The following is a 24,541-nucleotide window of genomic DNA, read 5'->3' on the forward strand; positions in this document are numbered from 1 at the left end:
GATTGCCGATATGCCGTTATCAAAAAAGGTCGACCTCAATTTATTAAGAGTATTTGTTTCTGCTTATCAGACTCAATCCGTCACCAAAACAGCAGAGCAACTCGACTTAACGCAGTCAGCGGTGAGTAATGCCCTCAACCGATTAAGGGATAACTTGGGTAATGAGCTTTTTACTCGAACCGGGCGTGGAATTAAAGCGACTCGATTTGCTCAAGAACTATTTCAACAAATTGAACCTTCATACCTCACTTTGGAAACGGTCTTACAAGGCTTACATAAATTTGATCCTATCGAGTCATATCGAACCTTTTCTGTTTATTGCAATGAAGCCATTTTCCATTCATTGAGACAACGGCTAGATACCACTATTCATGACACAAATATCAGTGTTGTGTTACAAGAACTGCCACCTAATGAAGAACTCATTTATGAAGATTTAAGGCTTGAGAAAGTAGACTTGGTCATTGATATTGCAGCACCGAACAGTTCACAATTTCAGTCACAAGTTGTTCAACAAGACCATCTATGTTGTGTTGTTAGCCAACAACATCCAAGGATTACCGAAGACCAAGTAACCAAAGAACAATATTTACTTGAACGTCATGCGATTATGAATATGCGCCGCTTTAACCTACTGTTTATTGATTGGCTTGTTAGTGATGTATTACCACCACGAAAAATCTACAGTGAGCACAACTCATTACTCAGTATGTTATCAGCCCTTACTTACAGTGATGCTGTAGCCGTTGTGCCAGAATCAATCGCGGTACAATACAAAGATATATTTAAACTTCGTATGATCTCATTTCCTTTCGAAACTAAATCATTTGATTCTCATCTGATATGGCTCAAAAAGATGGAGACAAACCCTGCCAATACATGGCTAAGACAACTTATTACAGACATTATTAGATAAAAAACGAGATAAAAAAAACGGTACTGTTATTACCCAGTACCGTTGTGACCACAAGGACAATAAAATCAAATAGCAGCTTTGGATCTGATTTTGTCTTTTATGTTCTAAATAAACTCAAACACTTTGTCTTTATATTTGAAACTCAACTTATGGCGTTACGACACCAAATTTAGGGTCAAAAGTATCAAAGATTTGCATAAACTGAGTAAATCCTTTTGGATCTGATACCTTGAACTGCCCTTTCTTTATAGCGGTTTTTAAATCCAACTGATGCGTGACTAAATTAACAAATGTATCGCGAGAAAACTCAATCGTCATTGTTGGGTTATCTAACTGGCGACCTTTGTATGTTTTTAGTACTGAGTTAGACAGTAACAGAGCATATTCGCCATCCGCTTCTTTATCTCCTGCTACCTTTAAATTAATTGCCATATCCAGCCCTTTCGCTTGTTCAGGCATCACACGAATAGCTAACGATTCTAAAGCAGAATATACTGGCATATTGGATGCGATAGCTGTGGTATCTGGCGTTGGAGCTGGTTGGAAGCCATGACGCAGTTCTTTCGCACCAACAAGGTAATAGTTACGCCAAGGACCTGACTCGGCTTGATAGCCCAACTGTTCCATTGCATCTGCTTCCAAATAACGTGCCGTACTGTTATCTGGATTTGAGAACGTCACATTGTTAAGTAATGTCACAGCCCAACGGTATTCACCTTTACTGATCGCTTTCTTAGCAATCTCAATCACTTTTTCATCACCACCAATGGCTTCAACATACTTTGCAGCCTGCTGCTCTGGCGGTAATGGGTTTAGGTTCGCAGGATTTCCATCCCACCATGCACCAAAATAAAAGTCGTACGTTGCACGAGCATTATGTGACACCGTGCCGTAATAGCCTCGGTTGTACCACTCTTTACCTAAAGAATCTGGCAGCGTGATGGATGCGGAGATTTCATTTGGGGTATAGCCTTGATTTGCCAAACGTAACGTCTGATCGTGCACATATTTGTACATATCACGCGTCTTTTCTAGCTGATTGACAATATTACTCGTCCCCCATGTTGGCCAATGGTGAGAGGCAATCATAATGTCAGATTTTTTAGCAAACAGATCGAGAGTTTCATCGATATAACCGGCCCATGCGTTAGCATCACGAGTTCGAGCACCTCGCAAAGTTGAAATGTTATGTATGGTATGAGTCATTACCTCAGATGCCATTAACACCCGTTTTTGCGGAAAATAGAAAATAAATTCAGCAGGCGCTTCTGAGCCATTTGCCATCTGAAACTCGATTTCAACCCCATCTATATTGTGAGTTTCACCTGTTTTAACTACTTCCAAGTTTTCTTCAACAATACCGGGCTTACCTGTTGAGGTTGTTTTACCTAATCCTCCATCGACTTTGCCTTGAGGACCAGCTTCAACCATATTGCCATACATAAAGCTTGCACGACGACTCATGGTGTTACCCGCTAAAACATTTTCTGATACTGAGTGTTCAAAAAAACCTTCGGGAGCTACTATTTCAACCTTACCTTGGTCTACCGCCTCTTTCGTTGTAACTCCCCATACACCACCAAAATGGTCGATATGGGAGTGAGTAAATATAATCGCGGTAACAGGTAAATCTTCCACATGCTCTGTTAATAACTTAAGACCCGCAGCGGCAGTTTCCTCAGAAATTAGAGGATCAATAACTATCCAGCCATGCTCACCCCGAACAAAAGTCATTACAGAGAGATCAAAACCTCTAACTTGGTACATACCATCAGTGACTTTAAACAACCCATGGATATTATTCAGCTCTGCCATTCTACGCAGTGATGGGTTAACGGTATCTAAAACCTGATCAGAATTAACAAATTCAAACTTGGCAAAATCCCACACTACATTGCCATTTTTATCTTTAATTGTTTTATCTGGCCAGGTAGCAATAAAGCCTTTACTGGCTGCTGTAAAATCCTCTTTATTATCGAAATTTAGGTATTGTTTTAACTCATTATTTTTTTCGATAGTAAATGATGATGCAGGTTTGCTGTCGGCTGTAACGGTATAGCTTGTGGTTCCGGCATAAGATACTGAGCTTATGATAACAAGTGATAACGGTAGGAGACGTAATTTCATAGCAACCTCTTAAAGAGTCAAATGTGAGTAAGGTGTGATCGCCTTATCGCGTTGAAACCATATTAAGAAATTGATGATATTCAATCATTAGCGTAGACCTAGTATCAGATATTTATAATATTAATATCTGATACGATTGTGAGAAAACTTAACCGCTTTAATAGCGAAAATAGCCTCACAAAGATTTGTTCAATCAAACTTAACCCCTCCTTAAAAATTGTGCGATATTCTAAACACTTTCAACCTCTTATAGTGAGAAAAAAGAGAAAGATTAGAGTTTATTAGTTATGAATTATGTCTTCGAAGATAATCGTCATTTGCGTAAGTTTTTTCATCAACATCCCGATTATCAAGCCATCATTTATCAAGATGTCGTTCACCGTCTCACCCGGCTAATAGAAGAAAACAGCCCAAAAATTAAGATGATTAAACAATTTAAACATCTTGGATTAAAAATTTACGAATATAAGATTATTTGTGATAAATCATTAACTTGTCGTGTAGCATATACTTTAGATAAAGAAACAATTACTGTTTTTTTTATTAGTGAGACCATCATAAAAAATCAGTTCTGCCAATTACTAGGAAAGACCGAATTGGTTTAGTCGGTGAATAAAACTCAAGGAGTATTTTTATGGCGCTAATTCCAATGGGTCAAGTGATCCATAAAATTGAATATCAACTAAAAAATATGGCGATACAAGAAGCCATTGAAGTAAAAACATACAAAAAAGATCGGGGTTTTATTCTGCACAGAAGTAGCGAACAGGAATTTACTCTCGTTCAATTTGGCTATCAAAATCAAACAATAACAGCAGTAAAAAATGAGATAAAAAAAGCGTGTAAAAAGGCGCTCAAAGTCGAGTTCCCTCGTAGTAATCAAACTTGGGTCCAGTACTATCAAGAGGTAGAAGATCCCACTAATATAAAGCCACACCATCAGCCACAAATGGCGTTGTTCTAAATGTTTTACTGAATTCTGCCTCTTAATCTGGCTTGGGTATATAGTTAAAGATAGTCAGAGGAGAGTGCAGATGAAGACAGGACTGTATTTATTTCAAAACGATCTACGCTTACACGATAATTTAGCGCTATTAAACGCTACGACACAATGTGATCGGCTACTACTCGTTTACTGTTTACCTTATCATCAGGCTAACCGTTATCCTTATCACATTCACAATTATGGTGCACTGCGATTACAGTTTCTGCTTCAGTCCTTGCATCAACTTCATCAGCAGTTACAAGACCTAGAACAAGAGTTATTGGTTTTTCTTGAACACCCTCTTCATATTTTACCTCAGTTGATCAGCCAATATGATATTCATACCATCATTAGTAGCGAACAAGTTGGATATTATGAAAATCAAACATGGCAAACATTAAACCAGCGCTATCCGTATATTGAATTTAAGCAGTGGCCGACCCACACCTTACTTCACAAGGAACAATTGCCGTTCGACCTTAATAAATTACCATCAACATTTTCTCAATTTCGTCGGCAAGTTGAGCATATCGAATTAACACCGCTAACACCCTATATCTCCCATCTGCCACCATCACCAAATAAAATTGCTCACATTTCGATCTTAGACAGTTTCATTAGTCATCCTAAACCTTCAGATTTTATCGGTGGAGAAGCTACCGCAATATCACATCTCACGGCATATTTTAAATCTGATAAAGCAAGTCGTTATAAAGAAACTCGAAATGACCTGGATGGTTGGGATTATTCAACAAAATTTTCACCATGGTTGGCACAAGGTTGTTTATCGGCCAAACGGGTAATTTATGAGCTAAACCAATACCATCATCAGGTTGATGAAACACCGTCCAGTCAATGGATAAAATTCGAACTATTGTGGCGTGAATATTTTCAATGGTATGCCCATCATCATCAACAGAAAATATTCCAATTTAAAGGGATTAAATCATCATCGCCCCACACCAGTTTTTATCCAGAACGTTTCAAACGCTGGAGTGAAAGTAATACACCATACCCACTTGTTAACGCTTTAATGCGTCAGTTAATTACTACTGGATATATGTCGAACCGAGGAAGACAGATTGTAGCTAGCTGCTTTGTTAATGAATTAGAACTGGACTGGCGCTATGGTGCAGCCTTTTTTGAACAACACCTTATTGATTATGATATTGCGAGTAATTGGGGCAATTGGCAATATCTTGCAGGAGTTGGCGCAGATCCTAAAGGAAATCGTCATTTTAACTTAGATAAGCAGACGGAATTGTTCGATCCACAAGGTCAGTTTATTACTAAATGGAATGGAAATAATCACGATGGCAAGATAGATTCAGTAGATGCAGCAGACTGGCCAATTTATTAGTCGTAATCATGCTGAAGTAAGTCAATTAACAAAGCAGGTAAGGAATAACCAAACCTGCTTTTTTACCTCTTTAAGTCTTACAACTTTAGACTGTTAGAGATTGACCGTGAGTGGCGATAACTTGCTGATACCAATAGAAACTCTTCTTACGAGTTCGAGTTAGACTACCTGAGCCATCATTATGACGGTCGACATAAATAAACCCATATCGTTTACTCATTTCAGCCGTTGAGTTTGCAACTAAATCGATCGGCCCCCAACAGGTAAAGCCCATTAAATCCACACCATCAGCAACGGCTTCTCGTGCTTGAACTAAGTGATCGTTTAAATACTGAATACGATAATCATCAAGGATTTCACCATCGCTTGTCATTTGATCATGAGCACCTAGCCCATTCTCAACAATAAAGAGTGGTTTTTGATAGCGATCCCATAAGAAATTAAGCAAATAACGCAGTCCTTTTGGATCGATTAACCAACCCCATTCACTTTTTTCAAGGTAGGGATTAGGGACACTAGCAACAATATTACCTGTCTCTTTCTGCTTAGGATCTGCGCTTGCACAACCACTCGCATAATAACTAAAGGAAACAAAATCGACACTGGCGTTCGCTAACAACTCAAGATCACCCTCTTCTATCTCAAGTTGGATGTCATTTTCACGAAAATATCGCAACATATAGCCAGGGTAACGACCGCGAACCTGAACATCACCAAAAAATAGCCACTTATTATTTTCGTGCATTGCAGCAATTACATCATCAGGGGTACATGTTAATGGATAGTTCATAGCACCCAATAGCATATTACCAATTTTGGCATTGGGAATAATTTGATGGCACAGATTAACTGCTTTGGCATTAGCTAATAGTTGATGATGAATGGCTTGGTAGATTTGTTGTTCTGTCGAATCTTCGGCTAATCCCACACCCGTAAATGGTGCATGTAATGACATATTAATCTCATTAAATGTCAGCCAAAGTTTAACTTTATTTTTATAGCGTTCAAAAACGGTTCGAGCGTAACGTTCAAAAAAATCAATTAAACGACGATCAGCCCATCCCCCATATTGCTCGGTCAAATACATTGGCATTTCATAGTGCGACAACGTAACAAATGGTTGAATATCGTGTTTAGCTAACTCATCGAAAATACGGTCATAGTACGCTAATCCTAACTCATTTGGCTCTAACTCATCACCATTAGGAAAGATTCGTGTCCATGCAATCGATAATCGCAGTGTAGTAAAACCCATTTCCTTAAAAAGGCTAATGTCTTCAGGATAACGATGATAAAAATCAATAGCGATATCTTTAATGCCAGAAGTTCGCTCTGAACGAGGTTGATGAGGACTTAATATCCCTTTTGGTAGCATATCCGAAGTCGAAAGCCCCTTACCATCTTGGTTATAAGCTCCTTCTACTTGGTTTGCAGCGATAGCTCCACCCCATAAAAAATGAGGAGGAAAACCTAAAGTTTGTGTCGTCATCACCAATTTACTCTTCTAACAAAATAAAATATACAGTCTTGATCATTACATAATTTTCACCCGAGACCATGACAAACATCTCACATTTACAACGAGTTACAAAATATTTATCGAACAACGATTTTTAATTTAGTGTCATTCGTAACCCACCATATCGGATTCGTCTAAGTTATAAATTTTAATTAATTTTTAAAAATTCAATTAATTTTGTACTATTACTATTCAAATAATATTTAAGAAATCATACATGGCTTTTCGCTACATAATTAAATCGAATAAAAAAACACGCATTCCTAGTTTTGTGTGCTTATGCATTCTTTTTGCTACAGCATTAGTTGGATACATTTTTCATACGGTATACCAACAAAACCATATGAATAATTTTAAAAATTTAGTTACCCATCAAACTTATTTATTACAAAACCAAATTGAAAACGATTTACAGTTTATGGGGTCTATGGCTAACTTTCTTGAAGCGAGTTCTAATGCTAACTGGCAAAACTTTGAGTTATTTGCTCAACCTATTATTCAGAACTCCAAAGGGTTAATTGCTCTCCAATTACAGCAAAGAGTCTCTTCATCAAATATTCACAAGTTTACTCAAGAGTATCGATTCTTAGGAAAGCCCATTACGCCATATACTTTGGATAATGGTCGAGTACTTTCATTTAATGATGTAAAACAAGATCAAACGCTCTTTATTACAACCAAAGTTTATCCGGTTAACAAAGAAAATTTATCGGTTATTGGTTTTTATTCTTTAGGGGATAGAACCCGCTTAATATTGAATAATATATCTCATTCACGAAAAGCAAATATTTCCGACCGTGTTAGATTATTACAAGATAAACACTCATTTATTACCCATCTAAAAGCCCCGCTAAAGGGAAAAGATAACCTAGAGCAAGTAATTCCAGATAAAATCAGATTATCCTCGCCTAAAAGAGGAATGTTAATTTACTATCCTGTATTTCAACATAACGAAATGACGGCAGTTGTGATCGGGGTTGTTGATGTTACGATTTATTTAAAGACATTGATTACTCAAGCAATAGAAAACCATCATAGTGCAATCCAAATCATTGATACTGGATTTGGAGCCAATGATTCTCCAATTCTTTATCAAAGCCCAAGCTGGAAAAGTACTGATGGAGTGGAAATCACAACACAGATAAGTTATCCCAATCGCTCTTGGTTATTACATTTTAAACAAAGCACTGATTTCGATATGAATGAATATTGGATTTTAGGCGCTATTTTCATTGTGGGATTGGTTATTGCACTACTTGCAAGCTTAGTGACTTATCAGCAACTAAGTCAAAACCAGCGACTCCAATACGCATTAACCGAACGAACCAAAGAGCTGGAATTTTTAGTCAATCATGATAGTTTAACTCGATTATTAAACCGCCGTGCTTTTCGGTTAACACTGCCCTTATGGATAGAGAGTAAGCAGTTTACTTTAGTCGGTTTCGATATTGATAAATTTAAGTCTATCAATGATACCTATGGTCATATTGCTGGTGATGAAGCATTAATACATGTCACACAACTTGTGCAAGGCTTACTCCAAAAACATGAGCAACTTTACCGCTTAGGTGGTGATGAATTTGCCATATTAATGCCAGAGACCGACACAACAAAAATTTATGAAGTATTAAATAGAGTGCGCTCTGCCGTTGAGCACTCACCTTTGATATATCAAGGAGCTAAAATTTACTGCACCTTGAGTATTGGGGCAGTGGTACATTCCAACCAAGAAGCCGAAGCTTTGATTTATCAATCAGATCTTCAAATGTATAAAAGCAAACAGCAAGGTCGAAATCGTATTTCAATTACGTATTAATCTGCGAAAAAAAGCCACACTTCAATTTGATTGTGGCTTTTTTAGTTACTTATTTAAAATGAGTTACTGATTTCAAATTAAATCACTTTCCATGGGTCACCTTTATCCGGCTGATTTCCCTGACTCCACCACTTCGCTTGATAACTTTTTCCATTATAAGAAACTTTATCGCCACCAACGTATACATTTGATGAATCCCAAGTCGGTAGCATGGTTGTTGGCGGTTCAGATGGATCTGTCGGAGGCACAACTACTGGTGGTTCAGGATCTGTTGGGCCAGTATCGTCACCTGAAATATCTTTTATGTATTTCCATGGGCCACCAGCATCAGGTCTATCGCCTTGGGTCCACCATTTGGCTTGATACAATTTGCCATTATGGCTAACTTCATTACCACCGACGTAAACTTTACTAGCCTCCCATGCAGGTACAGTTGAAACCGGAGGATCCGTTGGATCGGTTGTTCCACCACCATTCCCATCACCGCCATCAATTTTATCTACTATGCGAACCGCTGGCCAATTTGCATGAGAACCATAAAAGTTTGTCACACACTTCTCATAATCACCTGGCGTAAGTGCAGAATATGCTGTTTGATAACCGACTAGCTCACACTCAAAAGAGACACCGCCTGGGCGATCTGAGTGATATTTCCAGCTCGCTTCCCAGTTAGTATAAAGCACATCTTTAGCGCCATTTAAATTGATGCTGCCATAAGGTGTTTGCTGCCAGCAGGTATTTTTTTCATCTGATTCAATTGGAATTTGATAATGAGATGATAAACCTTCCCAATAGCGAATACGGTTAACAGGTTGTCCTTTGTCTTTATTCTGTTCACCACACTCAATACCGCCATTTATCACATTAATGGTAGTACCAAAACCGTAACCTATACCTGCATCTAACTCGCGCTCAGACGGTACCCATGTGCGATCAATAACATGAAGCATGGCCGGTTTTGGAGCTTGAGGGGTTAAAAAGAACCAAATTGCTGAGGCTAAATTTAACCAAGAATCAGCAACTAAAGCAGGATTTTTCAGTAAGACAGTCGCATCACCATCAAACATCACTTCAGAAAATGCGCCATAATTAAAATGATAAGAAAGTTGTTTTGCGCCACGTCCAAAGTAGCCCTGTCCCTTCTCACAAGGCCAACGTTTATTTTGCCAATCATTTTGACCACATCCCGTCGTGTAACCTTCTTGGCCTTCAGACCAACCCATTTCACGGACATGGACAAGGGCTTGTTGCCACTCTTCAAGACCAAGAGGATTATCCCACGCATTATCTTTACCGATATGCCCCCCAGTTTCCTGAGCAAAATGAGCAAAGGCGGTCACAATAGACTTTTTACAAATAGCATCCGAATCTCGTCCATCAGTGTACTCACCACAAAATGCAGGGAACTTACCAATTGCACGTAAGAATCGAGTATAAGTATATTCAGGAGCCGCCATCCCAGTTAAAAAGTCCCACTCATACTCAGGGAAAACACGTTCAGCTCTTTTTACGTTATCTGGATTCGAATCGAGCCCTGGCAGAATCGCCTCAACCACTTTATTAGAAGTCGTCTGTAGTGCCTTCGCCCAAACGGCGTACATTGGATCGGCTGTTTTACTCTCTTCTGCCGCCTGTATATCAGCTTTTGGAATAATATACCCACCAGGATTTTCAGGATCTGGCTCTATTGTCAAAGCTTGAGTTGATAGGGAACCTAAGATTAATGCACTAGAGATCACACACGCTATTGGTCTTAATTTGCTCATAATGTTTCCTTGTATTAGGAGTACTTTTTTATTTGAGTAAATTTATAGAGCTGAAATACCACAAGCACAATTTTGCCCTTTGTTATTCTGGATCAACCTCAATATTTAGTAACATAATCATTACAAGCTTGCATGAAAATCCCACATCGAAATGTTCTATCTTATGCATAATCTTCTTTATTTATCATTTCACAACAATAGAAAACCCACCATATTGTTCTAAATTTAAATAAGTCGTTAACAATATTTTGCCGAATGCGTTGACCTAAGACAGGAGTCAATATGAGATCTTATCTATCCATCTTCATTCCATTATGCTTTTTCTTCTCAAATGTTGTTATTGCAGATATAGACCAAAGCCAATTTACTGTTGGTCAGCAAAAAGCAGCGGTCTGTATGACCTGTCATGGGGCAGACGGCATTTCAACTATTGATACCTACCCCAATCTTAAAAATCAAAAAATTCAATATATGGTGGCGGCACTTAAAGCCTATCAAGAAAAACAACGAACAGGAGGCCTTGCTATTTTAATGCATGCCCAAGCGGATGCCCTTAGTGAGCAAGATATGCTGGATATCTCATACTACTTTCATTACGCCAAATAGCCCCATCGCACAATCTTTATTCTTTAGGAGGGAAGATGGATACGACTCACTATGATACAAAAGTTGTTCGATATTTTATTATCAGCAGCCTCGCATGGGGAGTCATTGCCATGTTAATTGGCGTACTTCTTGCGGCACAACTCTATTGGCCAGCCTTAAATTTTAACTCTGAATACATTCAATTTGGTCGTTTACGTCCACTTCATACTAATGGCGTTATTTTTGGTTTTACTGTTAATTTGTTAATGGCGACATCACTCTATATTGTGCAAAAAACCTGTCGAGTCCCGCTGTTTAATCACAGCCTATCATGGTTTGTCTTTTGGGGCTGGCAGTTAATCTTAGTCTTAGCGCTTATCACGCTTCCTCTAGGCTTTACCACCTCAAAAGAATATGCAGAGCTAGAATGGCCTATTGATATCCTCATTGCTGTAGTCTGGGTCATGTACGCTATTTTATTTTTCATGACCATCGCGCGCCGCCAAGAACCTCATATTTTTGTCGCTAACTGGTTTTTTGGTGCGTTTATTATTGTTATTGCCATGATCTTTGTCGTCAACAACCTTGAGCTTCCAGTTTCTATGTGGAAGTCATACTCTGTCTATGCTGGTGCGCAAGATGCCATCGTACAATGGTGGTGGGGGCATAATGCGGTCGGTTTTCTATTAACCGCAGGTGTCATCGGCATGAACTACTATTTTATTCCCAAAGTCTCTGAGCGGCCGATTTACTCATATCGCTTATCTGTGGTGCATTTTTGGGGATTAGTCGGATTTTATACTTGGGCAGGAACCCATCACCTTATTTATTCATCGGTACCAGATTGGGTACAAAATGTCGGTATTATCATGTCCCTCATATTGTGGTTACCTTCTTGGAGTGGCGCTTTTAATAGCTTTATGACCCTACTATCGAATAAAGAAAAACTAAAGCATGATTACATTATGTGGTTCTTCTTTTCTGCTATTGCTTATTATTGTCTTGCTACCTTTGAAGGCCCATTATTGGCTATCCGCTGGTTTAATATGATTGCTCATAATACCGACTGGGTTATTGGTCACGTCCATTCTGGCGCGTTAGGTTGGGTGGGAATGTCTGCCATTGCGGTTTTTTACTATTTTATTCCACGACTTTGGCAGCGAGATTACATCTGGTCGAATCGGTTGGTTAAATGGCATTTTTGGCTGGCTCACCTCGGTATCGCACTTTATGCCATTGCTCTTTGGATTGCAGGAATTGGCGAAGGTTACATGTGGCTTAAACAAGAGCCGAATGGAGCACTAAGTTACAGTTTTGTTGAGGTGATGAATTTTAGTAAGCTTTGGCTGCTGATGAGATTTATTGGCGGAGCCCTCTTTGTTTTCGGTCTGCTATTAATGGTCTATAACCTCTATCGCACATTAACAGGCCCTAAATCTCGCCCTGTCTATGATAGTCAGGAGGCTTAACATGGCAAAGTTAAACGCAGACTTTACTCAATCGGTTATCATTCTTATTCTATCAACCGTACTTGTCGCCAGCTTTTCTCTTCTAGTATGGGTAGTGCCTTTCTTTTTTAATACCGAACAACTAAAAGCAGAATCTACGGCTAAACCTTTAACCGTCCTCCAAGTTGCAGGCCGGGATATTTATATTAGTGAAGGCTGTCATACCTGCCATACCATGATGGTTCGCCCCTTACCTGCTGAGGTAATGCGTTACGGTAAATACAGCAAAGAAAGTGATGATATTTACGAACATCCTAATTTATGGGGATCAAAACGAACAGGCCCTGATCTTACTAATTTAGGCCGTAAGTACTCCGATCAATGGCATGCTATCCACTTGGAAAATCCACGCCATGTTGTACCTAGTTCTATTATGCCCGCTTATCCTTGGCTATTTCATAAAACACTCTCGGGAGATGACATTGAAGCCAAGCTGCATGCACTGCAAACACTGGGAGTTCCTTACTCTGAGAATGAAATATCTCAAGCTCGTCTTGCAATTAAAGGTAAAACTCATGCTGAAGCATTAATTGCCTACCTACAAAGTCTCGGTGTTGAGTAAGGAGTCGCTCATGAATGCGTTTTGGAATACTTGGGTAATCACTTTAACCGTATTATTTCTCGCTATCATGGTCGGAGTTATTCTGTTCTATTGGCAAAAGCGTGCCAGTTCCGATCCACATAGAACTCTAGATACGTTCGATGGTATTCAAGAGAATGATGGTGCGGTTCCTAAACTCTTATTTATTGCGTACTTAATCTCTATCATCCTGACATTGGGATATTTTGTTCTCTATCCAGGTCTTGGTAACTGGCCTGGTCTTATGCATTGGAGTTCAACCAGCCAAGCAACTGTACCATCACAAACTACACTAGAAGCACAATATCAGAAGGCTAAACTTAACGCCGCTTCCCCTCTTGAGGAATTAAGTCAAAATGCAACTATCGTAAACACGGGCCAATCTTTATTTCAGACTCATTGTGCCGCTTGCCATGGCGATCAAGGCCAAGGACAAAAGCATTTTCCTAATCTTCTTGATAATTATTGGCTCTATGGCGGTACTGATCAGGACATATTGCACTCCATTAAGCAGGGGCGTAACGGCGTAATGGCAGGTTGGGAGAATATTTTAACATCAGAACAAATTACCCATGTTTCCCAATATATTGCCTCATTAGAACCTGAACGCGTAGTTAACGCCCCAGAAGTTAATTTTGAGTTAGGTTCGGCAATTTACACTGAAAATTGTGTTGCTTGCCATGGTGAAAAAGCACAAGGAAATCCGATATTAGGAGCTCCAAATTTAACCGATAATATATGGCTGCATGGAGGCTCTATCGATGAAATAAAGCATACTATTCGCCAAGGCTTAAACAACGTTATGCCAGCATTCCAAAGCCAACTTAATTCACTTGAAATTTCAGCCATTGCAGCTTACGTTAAATATGAAAACAAGCTACACATTGAAAGAAAACAATCACTTGACCCAGAGTTGATTGCAAAAGGTCGGTATCTTGCTCTAGCAGGAGATTGTATAGCTTGCCATACCAGTGAAGGCGGGCAACCTTTTGGTGGCGGACTCGGCTTTGTTACCCCATTTGGGACTTTATATTCAACCAATATTTCAACCCACCCCGATTACGGCATCGGTGATTATACCTATCAAGACTTTTACGATTCTCTGCATAAAGGGAAAGGGAAAAATGGCTATCTTTATCCTGCAATGCCCTACTCGTCTTATCAATACGTCACAGAAGAAGACACCAGAGCCATTTGGACTTATTTACAATCTATAGTCTCGGTTAATACGGTCAATACCGAAAACAAAATGATTTTCCCAAGTAACATTCGTCTTGGGTTACTGGCTTGGAATATCGCATTTTTAGATACAAATCCGCTGGAATATCCAAGTTATCGTCCTGCTACATGGAAAAGAGGCAAATATCTCACCATGGGGTTAGGCCATTGCAGCGAATGCCATACACCACGAAATATTGCTCAAGCCCTAGAACCTAAAAAACTATTTCAAGGTAATTTAATCGATGGTTGGCAAGCCCCTGATATTACGGCTGAACAACTGTATGAAACAGGCTGGAATATCGTTTCTCTTACCGATTTTTTAAAAACTGGACATTCAGAAAAAGGTACTGCATTTGGCGGAATGGCTGAGGTAGTTAAGAATAGTACCCGTCATTTAACGAGGCAAGATGTGGAAGCCATCGCTGAATATCTTATTGCTGGAGATAAATACAACGAAATAGAGCCCCATATTGTTCCCATTATTCCACCTGGATTTGGAGATTTAGCCAACCGCCCTGTAACTCAAACGATCAATGAAATCGACGATTCACTTAACATTGCTTCTAATACCAAAACAGGCATTGAAACACTTGATATTCAAAACCATGAAGAAGCCATGTATAACCTTTATGCTCAAACTTGTGGCGCATGTCATGGCCCTGATGGCAAAGGTCGTGCGGGTATCGCTCCTGCTTTGCTAAACAATGGCATCATTATGCATAAAGATCCTTATGATACCATTGCCGTTGCCATTCGCGGATTAATGCCAAGTTATATGAATCGAGGCACTAATTTTATGCCAATGAGTAGCTTTAACACCGTTTTAAGTGATGCTCAGTTGGCACAATTGCTCACTTTTGTTAGGAATCGATTAGGAGGACGCACCGTTATTATTACCGCCAAAGATGTCACAAATGTTCGTAAAGAACTCGAAAAATCAGGCTATATTGGTGCTATCCATCAACCTATGGAGTGATTCATCATAAAAAATGAAACAGATGCATTCCACGAGATAAAGAAACAAAAGCGGAGACAGAACATAGAATCAACACCGAGTTATGTACTAGACGTTTCTTTATTTTATGTCGAACTTGATATGCCAGTAGTGTTGCCATAATTGGAGCGGGTAACAACAACACACTATTATGGAAATCTTGATAAGAGAAGTTGCCTGATAGATGCAGTGCAATCAGAGAAATAACTCCGGTTATGGCAAAGAAAGCGGCTAAATTCGCACGGATTTTTTCAGGCTCTTCATTTTGTAGCAAAATCGCTAATGGTGGCCCACCAATTCCAGTCGCCGTTCCCATTACACCAGAAACAAAGCCAGCAATAAGCATATTGACGGGAGTTGGTGAAAGTTTCCATTTACCTAGGCTGAGCACAACAGCGATTAAAACCGTAACCCCAAGCATAATGGCCAATTGATCTGCCGTTACAATCATTAAAATATATGCCGCTAATACGGTTCCCGGTAACCGACCAATAAATGCAGAGAGCAACATTTTCGGTTCAAAATAGGCACGATACTGGTACCAAACAATCAGTGACATACTCATACCAAGAAAGATCACGGCACTTGGCATAAGTTGAGGTTCTAACACTAAAATAAATGGCCCCACCAGCACGCCCATACCAAACCCTATTGAGCTTTGAACGAAGCATCCTAATGTAAAAATGGCAAGGCACGCTAAAAATATTGATGAGTCCATAAACCAAACTTAAATATCATACAAATTATTTGAGTAATGGTATTTGAACATATTTGGTTTGATATTGTATATACAACAGATAAAAAAATAGCCTCGGGCTAGGAGGCTGAAATCAGAAGACGATCGTCCAAAAAGTCGAATCCTATGACTTTCCGAGCGAAACAATGCGGGTTAATAATACTTAAAATACGGACGTTTCCGAGATACTCTGTTCATTTTTGCGTAAAAAGATCCGCAATAAATTTAAAATACGTTATTACCGAAAAGCGTGTACATCTTTTAATTGCTCAACTAAATAAGCCACAGCATCGGGATGAGTAACATCTTTTCTTTGTGTCAAATGAAACTCCGTTTTATAGTCCGTATTGGGTATATCTAGCTTAATTAACTCCCCTCTTTGTACCCAAAGCTCTGCAAAATGCTCGGGCAAATGACCAATGTAATCACTTGATAACAATAAAAGTGCGGTCATTTCCATATTTGAGGTATAGGCAAAAACTTCACAGCCAAAATCTCTCACTGGTGTAATTTTATGCTCAGTAGCACGATCGACAATGGCATAACGCTTTAGGAAATCTAAAGTAAGTGGCTGTTTTTGCTTTAGAATAGGATGTTCGGCTCGACAATATAAAGATTGGTACTCACTAAAAATCTCAATGTATTCCAATCCATCACGACGAATTTCAGATGACGTAATAGCGATATCTAATTCTTTAGCCAGCAATAGCTCTTCAATTTTTAGTGTATCTTCAACTCGACTATCAATTTTTGCTAAAGGAAATTCTTGTCTTAACCGTTCTAAAGCACGCGTTAATAAACAATCTGGATTTGTTACGACACAATCAATCATGGCAAAACGAATATAGCCTTGAGATTGCATTTGCAGCTCTTGAATATTGACTTCAAAATCACGGATATGAGTAAATAGAGTTTCAACAAACTGGTAGAACTTCTCGCCTTCAAGAGTTAGTTTAAATCCCTTACGTCCTCGCTGACATAAAGTCATACCAAGTTGACGTTCAAGGCTAGCCATATTAGTACTAATTGTGGACTGTTGAGTTCCTAATTTCTCTTGAGCTTGAGAAAATCCACCACAATCGACAATCACTTTAAATAAGTGCAGTACTTTTAAATCCAATTTATTAATATCTCTTACCATGGTTTTGTTACCTATAGTTCCCATGGAGATGCAAAATAATACTTTGCACAGAAAGTCTCAACTAAATATATAAAATTAGTAACAAAAATTGAGAAAAAGAGGCAAAATGCATAGGAAATCAACAAAAAACGCATTCATAATCTAAATGCGTTCTTTGTAATATAGTGGATGCTATTTATTATTCAGGCTTGCTTTTTTGTGGCTTATTGCGTTTATTATGGCGACGAGTTCGGTTATGAGGAATCGCTTTTTTACCTTCTTTTGGTGCAGCGCCACCCTCACGCAAGTGTTTTGGTTTATAGTTCAAAATAGAAACAGGCACTGGCTTACGAGGTTCAAAACCTTCAACGACTCGACGTTCTAATAGATGACCCAAACGGCTTTCAATCATGCACAAGTTTTTGAAATTGTCTTTTGATACAAATGAAATCGCTTCACCTGATGCACCAGCACGACCAGTACGACCAATTCGGTGAATATACTCTTCTGCCGGGTATGGCAAATCGTAGTTAATCACGCGTTTTAGGTTGTCAATATCAATACCACGAGCAGCGACACCTGTTGCCACCATCAGCTTTAATTGGCCTGACTTAAAATCTTCTAATAACTGAGAGCGTACTGCTTGACTACGACCACTATGGAAAGCTTCTGCGTAAATATCACGCTTTGCTAATTGTTCTACAAGCTTAGCGGCACCATGTTTAGTCTCAATAAAAATAAGAGCCTGATCCCAATCATTTTCTTTAATCATATGACTAAGCAATGATGACTTCATATCTTTATCGACAGTCACTAACCATTGTTCAATTTTAGATGCCGCTGCATTACCTTTTGAAATTTCAGATAATTCAATCGGATTTTCAATCGCAGTTCTTGCTAACTCTCGCACTTGACGAGTCATGGTTGCAGAAAACAGTAATTGTTGGCAGTCTAATGGCAGACGATCCATAACTTTATTGATCGCTTCAATAAAGCCCATGTCCAGCATACGGTCAGCTTCATCAAGAACAACCGTTTCTACTTCATCCAAGTGAATTGCACGTTGAGTACACATATCCAGTAGACGGCCAGGAGTTGCAACTAAAATATCAACCCCTTCAATCAATGCTTGTTTTTGATGCTTATATTCAACACCACCAAACATAGCTAGCGTTTTAATATTAAGATGCTTACTGTACTTTTCGATATTTTCTGCAACTTGAGCGACCAATTCACGTGTTGGCGCAAGAATTAGACCTCGAACTCGCTTAGGACGAACTTTAACGCCATCATTAAAACGCTCTAGCATTGGCAGTACAAAGCTGGCGGTTTTACCTGTACCTGTTTGCGCAGCAGCTAATACGTCTTTTCCCAAGAGGATCACAGGAATAGCCTTATTCTGAATTGGGGTTGGCTCGTTATAGCCCAGTTCAGTAACCGCTTGAACGATAGGATCTGATAATCCCAACTTAGAAAATGACATAGTGTATCTCGAGAAATATAGAAAGGGACGGCAAGATAACAAAAAAACTCGCTATAGCCAATTAGCGATAGCGAGTTATTAAGGTCTATTTAGAAATCTTTACGCTTTTGCGGCATGTTTATAAAGGAAATCTAAAACTTCTTTTTTCTCTTGGTCATTCAAACCAGCACGAGGGAACATACTTTGCGTAATACCATCCCACTGTCCTTTAGTGTGTGATGCAGGATCTGGTGCGGCGTGACACATGGTACAACGTTCGTAAAAGATCTTTTCTCCAATGCTTTGTTGCGGCTTATTTGACACACTTGAATGCATAAATTTATTAATACGCTCAGGAATATTCAAGGTGGCTAAGCTCATCATCATTTGGCAATCACTTTCCGCTACGATGTGTGGTGGCTCATACGCTTGGTTTGGTGAACATGGATTTGTACACTTTTTATAGTATGCAAGGCACGTATTTGCACTGGTTCCTTGACTCAAACCACCACAAGAACGATCCGATGTAATCACATTAATTTGACCGCTATTACAACGACCTAATTTATCCAATTGCATCCATGCGCCTTCATGTAAGCAAGCCACGCCGCGGTGAAGATCTTTGGCTAAACGAGCACCACACAACAAGGCTCCACGGCCATTATAAAGTTCAACCAGATCACCATCAGCAATACCTTGAGCCTTGGCATCTTCTTCGTTGATTAATAAGAACTGTCGTCCATCAACACATTCATAACTGTTAGTGTCAGCATTGGCCATTTGTGAGTGTAAACGCATCCATGGGTGCGGACTTAAAATATGCAACTGACCCTTATCAGCATTACCTAAATACTCAAATGGCTGCATGAAGGTTGGAACAGGAGGACAATCCCAAATATTCATATCCGCAATAGCTTGGCTATAAAGTTCTATTTTTCCTGACGGTGTATGAAGTGGGTTTTTCTTAGGATCGTCATAGAAAGCACCATGACGCTGCCAATAATCTGCTGATTTAGGTACAGGTAAATGGGTTACTCCATCTTTCCAGAACTGATCAAACGGTTTAAGTTTTCCTGCGGTAGAGTTTGCATAAGCTTCTTTGATCAAGCCCATCATATCTTTACCTGTTGTATACTGCTGCTCAACCCCAAACAGTTTCGCTAAACGACGGAAAATTTCAAAATCATCTAAGCTCTCACCATAAGGTTCAATCACCTGCTGCATCGCATAGACTTTATCATTACTGTAAGTACCACCAGAGGTAATATCAACTCGCTCTAGTGCTGTTGTTGCTGGCAATACAATATCGGCATAACGAGCAGAAGCACACCACCAAGTATCCTGACAGACATAGGTTTCTACTTTCTTATTCATCGCATCTAACAGTGCATTTAGGTTTTGCTGGTGCGAGAATAAGTTATTACCTGAGTTATAGATCATAGTCACATCAGGGAACGTCAGTGTTTGACCATTATAAGTAAACGCTTTACCTGGGTGTTTCAACATTTCAGCTTGTAACACCACCGGACATCCCGCGCTGACTGCATTATGACCTTGACCAATCGTTACTGGCAGAGCCGCACCTGATTGAGGCATACCACCGTTACCATAGTGCCAACTAAAGCCAAAGCCCTCACCTGGTTTACCAATTTTTCCGGCCATCGCAGCAAAGTTAATGATAGCCCAGTGAACCATTTCACCATGATCGGCACGTTGTAATGCCCAACCAGCAGCAATTTGCGTTTTCTTATTCTTAAAGAGTTCAGTTAATTGTTTGATTTGTTCGGCACTGATCCCTGTTATCATCGCCGCCCATTCAGGAGTCTTCGGAATACCGTCTTTCGTACCCAGTAAATATTCAACATACTGAGGATAACCGACGGTATATTTATTCACATACGCTTCATCAACCAAGTTTTTATCATGGAGGTGATAAGCCATTGCATTAAATAACGCAGTATCGGTTCCTGGTGTAATTGAGATCCACTCACTACCTAAATTTTCATCAGTGGTGGTTCGTTGCGGGTTGATGGAGATGAATTTGATCCCTTTCTTTTTCCACTCAAGCCAATGGCTTTGCATTTGATGATCTGCAACGCGGAATTCAACCCGGTTTGTTTTCCACGGATCGGCACCCACTAAAACAAACACTTCGGTATTTTTCTCAATAACTGGCCAAGCAGTCTGAGGTGAATATACTTCCATATCGCCAACAATGTGCGGCAGAATAACCGTTGATGCGCCAGCTGAATAATCACCGATAGTCGTACTGCAACCGCCAATTAAGTTAAAAAAGCGACCTTGAACCACAGGTGGTCGTAATAGACCGGTATTAGACCAACCATCATAAGACGAGTCAAAGATACCCTGATTACCTTTTGTTTCAATGGTATGTAAAATCGCATTCGCTGTTAATTGTAAAGCGGTTTCCCAACTAACACGAACAAACGGTTCTTTACCCCGTAATTCAGGTTTGGTATTTCCGCCTAAATTTTCTAAATACGATTTACGTACCATTGGATACTGAATGCGAGTTTTATTATAAGTGCGACTTAATAGCCCTTTTAACAGCATTTCGGTAGGGAGAGGATCAATCTCTTTTCTTGGCTGAATACCAACCAATACCCCTTTTTTCACGACGGCATAAAATGGTCCCCAATGCGAAGCACTTGGAATCAAAACGGTATCGTCGGCAAAGGCATAATCCAGTGGAAATAAAGTAAGGCCATTTGCTGCAATAGCGGTAGCAATAGCCGACTTTAGGAATGAACGACGAGAAACGTCCATAGTAGCTCCTATCTATCTTTGTTATTTTCGACTCATCCTACTCCTTGTTAAAACCCTATAAAAAGTAGCATTAATTCAATCAATGTTTTTATAAATCATTCATTAAATATAGAAATCATTAATATAAGCAAAAATAATCTTATAAAACAGATCAATAGAACAATGCTCCTTAACTAATTGATAGTATTGTCAAAATAAAAACCAATGCAGACATCTTATATTGTAGTTAAATCCAACATTAACAATGTTTACAAACATGGTATTTATTAATGGATTATAAATAAAAGCACTCAATAATAATTGAATGCTTGCAGTTAAATAAATTGATCAATGAATTAAACGGACTACGAGGGAGCCCACTTCGCGCAATGATTCAATATTAAAGCTTAATACAATCCCTTCTTTGGGTGTGTAATAACGATGAGCTTCTTGCCCAAAAATATCATATTGAATGGCGACTAACTGCTCTGCTTCGACTTTCTCTAATAATGTCACTTGAGGAATAATAAAACCGCCAGTCAGAGCCCGAATTGAAGTCACTTCTTTTCCTTCAATCAATGCAGCTCTTATCGGTTCTTCTCGTTCTTCTGTTACGGCAATATTATACTGCTCTAATACTCGCCAAATCCCATTCACTGCCCGTTCAATAAACTCTAACTCAGTGATACGACCACATCCAACCTCAATGGTAATTGATGGAATTTGATGTTGATTCCATACCGTTTCTAATACCCCTTCTGCACCTGGATCATCCAAAATCACATCAGGCTCTATCAATCGAGCCATTGTAACCGCATCAGACAGTCGATAATCGGCAAAAACGTAAAGAGGATAACAGGTTCCAGATGTTTGAGTATGCAAATCAATGGCTAAATCTGCATTAGGATGTAATAAATGAGACCATATTGCAGCTAAATATTGCTCTGCAGCATTCCCATTTTTATTACCAGGGAAATAGCGGTTTAAATTTATCGAAGAGAGATCCAAATCAGAACTAAAAAAATCTCGATGATGATGTAATACGCCAGATAAATTAACAATAGGAACGACAACAACAGTCCCTTGGATATTTTCAATATTTTCTTGTAATTCTCGAATACACTGTTGAGCCGCTAATATTCCATTAAACTCATCACCATGAACTCCAGCGGTAATACATAAACGCTTACCTTCTTTAGCCCCCTTAAAGACCCATACTGGCAATAAGTTATTTTGTGCTAAAGCATTAGAAGATGCACTAAACCAAAACTGATGGCAACCTACTGGTAAATCAGACACATTTAAATGAGATATAACAGGTATAGATTGAAGAGTATCCCCTGTATATATTGTTTGAGCCATAACAAATCCTTAAAACTGAAAAGGCGCACTGCTTTAGTACGCCTTTAAATTGAACAATCATATCCCTAAATGACTTATACAAAGCCTGCGAGATGAGCACTTATAACCACTATGCTGGCCGTCACGAAAAGTAACAGCATAAAACGCCAACAGAAACGAGCCCAATCACCCCAGTCGATACGACACACACCAAGTGTTGCCATTAACGGAGCTGAAGTTGGCACAATCACATTGGTAAAACCATCACCTAACTGGAATGCGAGAACACTCACTTGACGAGAAATGCCAGCAATATCACCTAGAGGGGCTAATAAAGGCATAGTTAGTGCAGCTTGGCCAGATCCCGATGTTACAAAGAAATTAAAAATAGATTGGAACAGATACATCATCCAAACAGCGGCCACATCAGGAATACCGCTGATTACACTGCCTGCACTATTTAGAATACTATTAAGGACACTTGGCGTTGTTGCAGACCCATCACCCAAGATCAACAATACCCCTTTGGCACACCCCACTAATAGAGCAGGAGCAAGCATTGTTCCAGCCCCTTCTTTAAATGACGCTGCAATATCATTTAAGCGCATACCGTTTAGTTTGAATACAACCCCGATAATACCGGCAATAAAGCCCATAGTGAAAAATTGAGAGGCGATTTCAGGGATATACCAAGCATGAACAACCACGCCCCAAACAACCCATACAGTAGTAAAGACAACCGTTGCAATGACCAGGGTATAGCCAAGACACCAATCTGACTTTTGCACTTCCGCATTATGCTCTCGCATTGAAGCATCAGTACGGCGACTGTAAGAAAGCTCAGGGTTTTTCTTAATTCTCGCCGCATAACGCATGGTATAAAGCATACCTAGCAGAGTAAAACCAACCCACATTGGAATTCGAACTTCCATACCAGAAAGAACTGGAATCCCTGCAATACCTTGTGCGATAGCGACTGAGAATGGATTCATCCAAGATGTTGCAAAACCAATTTGAGTCGCAATATAGGTCACCATTACGGTGGTAATACCGTCGTAGCCTAATCGCAGCATCAAAGGAGCAATGATCATCGCAAAAGCAATCGCCTCTTCTCCCATACCAAACACGGCACCACCGAGAGAAAACAGCAAAAACAAGGTTGGAATAAAGAAGCGATCATTACCCTTTGTCTTATCAATAAGAACCAAAATGCCGTTATCAATAGCTCCCGTTCGCATCACAACTCCGAACGCACCGCCAATAACCAGCATAAACATGATAACGCCAATGGCAGAACCCCATTTACTGCCAGAAACCAAGCCCTCAAAGACAAAGTTCATTAAGCCAATGCCACCACCAGAGGCAAAAAAGCCAACTGAATTATAAACAGGCTCACCTTGATCGTTTAATGCGACTTTGAATGACTCAGGGTCAACAACCGAACGTGTTTTTTCAACACCATCGACAACATAACTGATTTCTTGTTGAGTAAAACTTCCTGCGGGAATGAGGTAGGTTAGAACAGTTGCGAATACACCGACTAAAAAGATAAGAATAAAGGTATCAGGTATTTGCCACTGTTTTTTCTTTGATCCAGTAGATCCTTTTTCGTTTGATACGGCTTGCAAAATATAATCCATTATTATCAGTAAAATCTGTATAATATATCATCTATTTCGCTTTAAAATGCAATTGCTATTTGTTGAAAACTTTAACAATATCTCTTTTTATAACAATTA

At 39.4% G+C, this 24,541-nt stretch carries 17 protein-coding genes; 8 read left to right on the plus strand and 9 right to left on the minus strand.

Annotated features, from left to right (window positions below; all coding sequences use genetic code 11):
• The first annotated feature begins 10 nt into the window (after positions 1 to 10).
• The gene (locus CTN07_RS04955; protein ID WP_005304518.1) at positions 11 to 916 is read left to right on the plus strand and encodes a LysR family transcriptional regulator; all 906 of its coding nucleotides are present in this window, start codon (positions 11 to 13) and stop codon (positions 914 to 916) included.
• Positions 917 to 1,063: 147 nt separating this feature from the next.
• Here the strand turns inward: CTN07_RS04955 and CTN07_RS04960 are convergent, their stop codons facing one another.
• A complete protein-coding gene (locus CTN07_RS04960; protein WP_005304517.1) occupies positions 1,064 to 3,043 on the minus strand; it encodes an alkyl/aryl-sulfatase in 1,980 nt (659 codons plus the stop codon).
• A 634-nt stretch (positions 3,044 to 3,677) separates the two neighbouring features.
• On the opposite strand from CTN07_RS04960, the gene CTN07_RS04970 reads away from it, so the two are divergent.
• Together CTN07_RS04970 and CTN07_RS04975 are read left to right on the plus strand one after the other, a co-directional pair.
• Positions 3,678 to 4,007, plus strand: coding sequence for a hypothetical protein (locus tag CTN07_RS04970; RefSeq protein ID WP_036765505.1), 330 nt, complete (start codon positions 3,678 to 3,680; stop codon positions 4,005 to 4,007).
• A gap of 70 nt (positions 4,008 to 4,077) precedes the next feature.
• On the plus strand, positions 4,078 to 5,388 hold the full coding sequence (locus tag CTN07_RS04975; RefSeq protein WP_005304514.1) for a DASH family cryptochrome: 1,311 nt from the start codon (positions 4,078 to 4,080) through the stop codon (positions 5,386 to 5,388).
• Positions 5,389 to 5,473: 85 nt separating this feature from the next.
• Here CTN07_RS04975 and CTN07_RS04980 read toward each other — a convergent pair whose 3' ends face one another.
• Positions 5,474 to 6,877: a glycoside hydrolase family 1 protein gene (locus CTN07_RS04980; protein WP_005304511.1), complete on the minus strand. Its 1,404-nt coding sequence runs from the start codon at positions 6,875 to 6,877 to the stop codon at positions 5,474 to 5,476.
• 373 nt (positions 6,878 to 7,250) lie between these two features.
• On the opposite strand from CTN07_RS04980, the gene CTN07_RS04985 reads away from it, so the two are divergent.
• Entirely contained in the window at positions 7,251 to 8,723 is a 1,473-nt protein-coding gene (locus CTN07_RS04985; protein ID WP_168443810.1) for a sensor domain-containing diguanylate cyclase, read from the plus strand.
• A gap of 77 nt (positions 8,724 to 8,800) precedes the next feature.
• Here the strand turns inward: CTN07_RS04985 and CTN07_RS04990 are convergent, their stop codons facing one another.
• Positions 8,801 to 10,489: a chitinase gene (locus CTN07_RS04990; protein ID WP_005304507.1), complete on the minus strand. Its 1,689-nt coding sequence runs from the start codon at positions 10,487 to 10,489 to the stop codon at positions 8,801 to 8,803.
• Between the two features lie 282 nt (positions 10,490 to 10,771).
• Here CTN07_RS04990 and CTN07_RS04995 point away from each other — a divergent pair, with 282 nt between their 5' ends.
• The 4 genes from CTN07_RS04995 to ccoP are packed head-to-tail and all read left to right on the plus strand — an operon-like array spanning position 10,772 to position 15,359.
• Positions 10,772 to 11,095: a c-type cytochrome gene (locus tag CTN07_RS04995; RefSeq protein ID WP_036765501.1), complete on the plus strand. Its 324-nt coding sequence runs from the start codon at positions 10,772 to 10,774 to the stop codon at positions 11,093 to 11,095.
• 35 nt (positions 11,096 to 11,130) lie between these two features.
• On the plus strand, positions 11,131 to 12,543 hold the full coding sequence (gene ccoN / locus CTN07_RS05000; RefSeq protein ID WP_005304504.1) for a cytochrome-c oxidase, cbb3-type subunit I: 1,413 nt from the start codon (positions 11,131 to 11,133) through the stop codon (positions 12,541 to 12,543).
• A gap of 1 nt (position 12,544) precedes the next feature.
• Positions 12,545 to 13,144 (plus strand): cytochrome-c oxidase, cbb3-type subunit II, encoded by a 600-nt coding sequence (ccoO, locus tag CTN07_RS05005; RefSeq protein WP_005304501.1) that lies wholly within the window; start codon positions 12,545 to 12,547, stop codon positions 13,142 to 13,144.
• Between the two features lie 10 nt (positions 13,145 to 13,154).
• A complete protein-coding gene (gene ccoP, locus CTN07_RS05010; protein WP_005304498.1) occupies positions 13,155 to 15,359 on the plus strand; it encodes a cytochrome-c oxidase, cbb3-type subunit III in 2,205 nt (734 codons plus the stop codon).
• Between the two features lie 4 nt (positions 15,360 to 15,363).
• Here the strand turns inward: ccoP and CTN07_RS05015 are convergent, their stop codons facing one another.
• The 6 genes from CTN07_RS05015 to yfcC all read right to left on the minus strand — a co-directional run bounded on the left by CTN07_RS05015 (position 15,364) and on the right by yfcC (position 24,442).
• On the minus strand, positions 15,364 to 16,095 hold the full coding sequence (locus CTN07_RS05015) for a sulfite exporter TauE/SafE family protein (RefSeq protein ID WP_005304496.1): 732 nt from the start codon (positions 16,093 to 16,095) through the stop codon (positions 15,364 to 15,366).
• Between the two features lie 256 nt (positions 16,096 to 16,351).
• The gene (locus CTN07_RS05020; protein ID WP_005304493.1) at positions 16,352 to 17,254 is read right to left on the minus strand and encodes a LysR family transcriptional regulator; all 903 of its coding nucleotides are present in this window, start codon (positions 17,252 to 17,254) and stop codon (positions 16,352 to 16,354) included.
• Positions 17,255 to 17,432: 178 nt separating this feature from the next.
• Positions 17,433 to 18,716 (minus strand): DEAD/DEAH box helicase, encoded by a 1,284-nt coding sequence (locus CTN07_RS05025; RefSeq protein ID WP_036765499.1) that lies wholly within the window; start codon positions 18,714 to 18,716, stop codon positions 17,433 to 17,435.
• A gap of 99 nt (positions 18,717 to 18,815) precedes the next feature.
• Positions 18,816 to 21,482, minus strand: coding sequence for a molybdopterin-dependent oxidoreductase (locus CTN07_RS05030; RefSeq protein ID WP_005304487.1), 2,667 nt, complete (start codon positions 21,480 to 21,482; stop codon positions 18,816 to 18,818).
• Positions 21,483 to 21,809: 327 nt separating this feature from the next.
• A complete protein-coding gene (locus CTN07_RS05035; protein ID WP_005304485.1) occupies positions 21,810 to 22,823 on the minus strand; it encodes a succinylglutamate desuccinylase/aspartoacylase family protein in 1,014 nt (337 codons plus the stop codon).
• 74 nt (positions 22,824 to 22,897) lie between these two features.
• Positions 22,898 to 24,442: a putative basic amino acid antiporter YfcC gene (gene yfcC / locus CTN07_RS05040; protein WP_080551764.1), complete on the minus strand. Its 1,545-nt coding sequence runs from the start codon at positions 24,440 to 24,442 to the stop codon at positions 22,898 to 22,900.
• Between the last annotated feature and the right edge of the window lie 99 nt (positions 24,443 to 24,541).

Origin of the sequence: Photobacterium damselae (assembly GCF_003026815.1) — a bacterium.
In the GTDB taxonomy this organism is placed as follows: domain Bacteria; phylum Pseudomonadota; class Gammaproteobacteria; order Enterobacterales; family Vibrionaceae; genus Photobacterium; species Photobacterium damselae.